This is a genomic window from uncultured Boseongicola sp., from assembly GCF_937988555.1.
Taxonomy (GTDB): Bacteria; Pseudomonadota; Alphaproteobacteria; order Rhodobacterales; family Rhodobacteraceae; genus Boseongicola.
In genome coordinates this window covers 1-3742 of the sequence record NZ_CALJXO010000091.1, presented here as the reverse complement: position 1 = coordinate 3742, position 3742 = coordinate 1, and the positions used below count along the sequence as shown (strand labels likewise).

Annotated in this window: 3 protein-coding genes; 2 read left to right on the top strand and 1 reads right to left on the bottom strand. The window is 52.5% G+C overall.

What is annotated here, in order from left to right; translation table 11 throughout:
* A partial coding sequence (locus Q1B15_RS05125; protein WP_299751119.1) for an ABC transporter substrate-binding protein occupies positions 1–935 on the bottom strand: 935 nt, incomplete at its 3' end.
* A gap of 260 nt (positions 936–1195) precedes the next feature.
* Here Q1B15_RS05125 and Q1B15_RS05120 point away from each other — a divergent pair.
* Positions 1196–1837, top strand: coding sequence for an HAD family phosphatase (locus Q1B15_RS05120; protein ID WP_299751116.1), 642 nt, complete (start codon positions 1196–1198; stop codon positions 1835–1837).
* Between the two features lie 1596 nt (positions 1838–3433).
* Positions 3434–3742 (top strand): hypothetical protein (locus Q1B15_RS05115; protein ID WP_299751113.1); only part of this gene is annotated, 309 nt, incomplete at its 3' end.

Genomic DNA, 3742 nt, shown 5'->3' with positions numbered 1-3742 from the left:
ATCAGATTGATCGCTGCAGGGTCCGGAGCCAGCGGCGACGATTCAGCGCTAACATTCGATGGCACCTGGAAAGAGTCCACTTTCCACGCTTCTGACTGCGCCTCGGCACTCAATGCCCAGTCATAGAACATTTTCGCTTCGTCCAGATTACGCGCGCCGTCGATGATGCTCATAGACCCGATTTCGTATCCTGTGCCTTCGCAGGGTGCGACGCCATCAACCGGAAATCCGGAAACCGCCTGTTTCACCACACCGTGAAGGAACGCAACGCCGATGGTGTTCTCACCGCGCGCAGCCGCCTTGATCGGGGCAGAGCCGGACTTGGTGTATTGGTTAATATTGGCGTGCAGGCCCTTCATATACTCAAAGCCCTCTTCTTCGCCGAAGATCTGCACGATGGTGGCCAGCGTGGTGTAAGCTGTGCCCGACGAATTGGGGTTCGCCATCTGGATGTGACCCTTGTAAACCGGATCAAGTAGGTCTGCCCAGCAAGTCGGCAGCGGCAAATCGTTGGCTGCCATGATTTCGCTGTTATAGCCGTATCCCAGCACGCCCAGATAGATACCGATGGTTTTGTCATTCGCTGCGGCCGCCTGGCCCAAAGCCCAAGGATGCAGTTCGCCGCGCATCGGTGAAACATATGCCATAGTCAAATTCTCCTCGGCTGCCTGCAAATGCGGGTCACCCGTGCCTCCCCACCAAACATCGCCTTTGGGGTTGCTGGATTCTGCCTTTATTTGTGCGAATGTTTCGCCAGAGCTTTTGCGGGTCATATTGACGTCGATGCCCGTCGCTGCTTCGAACCCACGTGCCATGACCTGGCAGAATTCATCGTCAGCGCTGCAATAAAGCGTAAGTTTGTCTGCCTGTGCGGCCGAAACCCCAGCCGTCAGCGCGACAATCGAAGTGAGCGCAAATATGCTTAGTTTTTTCATGGTAGTCCTCCCTTGAACGAGCCCTTTTGACCCATTTTCTTTTCCCCCAGCATTCTTTTTGGTTTTTGCAGGGGTTGGCCTCGGCCGCCTTCTTTGATCGGTCCGGACACTGTTGATAAATCCAGCCTAACGGAATTTTCAGGTTTTGAAAGCGGAACAATTGGATCTTGCAATTAGCCCTGAAAACAAATTTTTTGCACGCTCTTGAAACGCCCCAGAGCGACATAGGCGGGTTCCCCCGAAAAAGAAGGCAGCCCCAGATGATCGACGCAGTACTCCATACAAGCGACAGCGTGATAAATCTCACATCTGAGACGTGGCAGAACGACATCCTGGAAAGGGGCTACAAGGCCTTCATCTTCGATTGCGACGGAACGCTTGTGGAAAGCGCAGACGTTCACTTCGCCTCTTTCTTCAAGGCGGCCGGCGAGCAGGGGCATGATCTTGACCGCGACTGGTATCTCGCCCGGACCGGCCTCGACCGGATATCCCTTTTTCAGGAGTTTGCAGAAACTGTGGATGGGGACTTTAATATTGGTGTCGCGGTATCGCGCAGTATCGGATTTTTTATTGAAATTAGCAGTCGCGTGACTTCGATTTTGGAGGTTGAAAGCCTCGTTAACTATCTGGGTCAGAGCTATCCGCTCGCCGTCGGGACAAATGCTGAAAGAGAGGTCGCGGAAGCATCACTTCGCGCGAGCGGACTGTTGCACCACTTTGATCATATTGTCGCTGTGACGGACGGCCTGAAGCCAAAGCCGTCGCCGGAAATTTTTGCAAAAGCCTCGGACCTTTTGGGCCTGCCGCGCGCCCAGACCCTGGTCGTCGAGGACTCCAAGCAGGGTGTGGCTGCCGCCAAGGGTGCCGGAATGGACGTCATTGAAATCACGTCCGTAAATTGAGTTTTCTAAGAAACCCAAATTGCTCCCTCTTGTGACGCTCTTTTCCGATACCGCCGAAGCCGCCTGAAATAAAATGGACGTGGCCACGCCCAGGCAAACCTGTGTTTTTGTATCGGCTGCCTATTCCCCGTGGAAGGCTCTTTGAAAATTGACAGATAATTGTTGGGGTAGATACGATCGCGGAGTTCGATCTTCCGTTTTCAAGAAGGCTTCATCTGGCCTGCTGGGGCACGGCTTAAGGTCTGGTAAGGCCGTCATGGCCGCTTGATCGGGCACCAGCACGGCTTGATAATACGACATCCCAATTGCCTCATCGATGTCTGCATCCGCTCCAGTACTTTGAAATAGAGCAATGCAAAGAGGGCGAAAAGCGTCCCTTCCGAACGCGATCCTTGCACGCGTTCGTAAACCCGCAGCATAAACAGTGGGCACCCAGAATGAGTGGATTGGTGAGAGCGCTGAAGAATAATGCCCCGAGGAATAGCCCGCCAACCTTTGATTTGGCGAGAGATATCTGTTGAACAGGGTCCGTTCGGCCATCAAGAAACCCCTTGTCGGTTTGCGTTCTGAGACAGTTGCTTGCGCTGTTCTTGAATTTTCCGTTGGCAAAAACGCTGTCTTTCTTATTGGAGGCAGGAACGTTGGACCTGTCTTGGCGACTTTGCTCCGGTCGAAAACGCACGTGCCAACACGGCACCCTTCATGAACGGAGTGGTGCGTATCAGGTTGGGAAGAGTTAATTCAAATAGGGGCCAAGTAGCGGATATTTTGACTTATGGAAGACGAGGCCGGGATGGCGCCTATGCCAAGCCGCAAATAACGCCCTGTGGACCGCTACATCGCGACGCGCGTGACGGGAAGATATCCGTTGGATCTTCGAGGCAGGATAGAGAGCGCCCGCCTGTTTGGAGCTTATATTTTCAAACGCTGAGTGCTTTTTGCCGTGGTAGAACCATCGCCAACATACAAAGTCACTAAAGCTTTCGTGAAGGATTGAGCTTCACTGTACTCTGCTTTTGCGCATCGGAGAGCCAAAGATCATAAGGGGTTTTTTTGGGGGAAACGGTGGTTTTGACGAGATTGACCATGCCCGCAAGAATCGAAAACACCAGTCCGCAAAGGCAGACGACAAGGAAAGAGTTCATAACAAACCACATACTAATTACACTACGACTAAAGATTTAACCAAAGAACTTGGCCTATCTGTGGCGCGTTGATGGAAAAATCACGAAACGTAGGTTTTGTCGTGGTTAGATGACAACCGCTCCAGCTTTGGTTGCTCCGTTGGGCTTGTTTGCGATTTGTGACGAATAGCTCTCAAAGGCTTGCTGCATGCAGCAAGGCAAAGGTATCTGACGCGACATAGCCTTGGTTTCGCCGGATTTGGGCCGGCTCAGCTGTCGAGAAGGTTGGAACGGGCCAAAAACGCAGATATCCGAGAACGATCTGTCTCGGAAGCGCGAACAATACATCGCCTCCTTGCCACTTTCGCGCCCCGTTAGCCGATCATGGTTAGCGAAATTATAGTGGTTGCGAAGAAGGATGACAGCGTTGGTGTCGCAGGTGATGACATGGATTGGAGTTCCCAGATTCTGGATGACGCTTGGCGCCGTTCTGATCATTGCCGCTATGGGGCTGACCTATCACAACGATCAAAACCTTGCCGACAAGACGCTGGCGACAAAAGTTAATCTGCCCGATCCTGTTCGTATTCAGGATTTTGATCGGGCGTCCAACAGCAATCTATTGGGTGAGCTGCAGGTATTGGCAGAAGCAGATATTGATCAATCCGTTTTGCATCAGTTCGGTGAGGGCGATCTGAAAGAAAGCTATCTGCTCCTGCCGGTCTATCCGGTCAGCGAAGGCAGTTTCGTGCGAGCAGCATCTTTTATCAATGAACAGTCG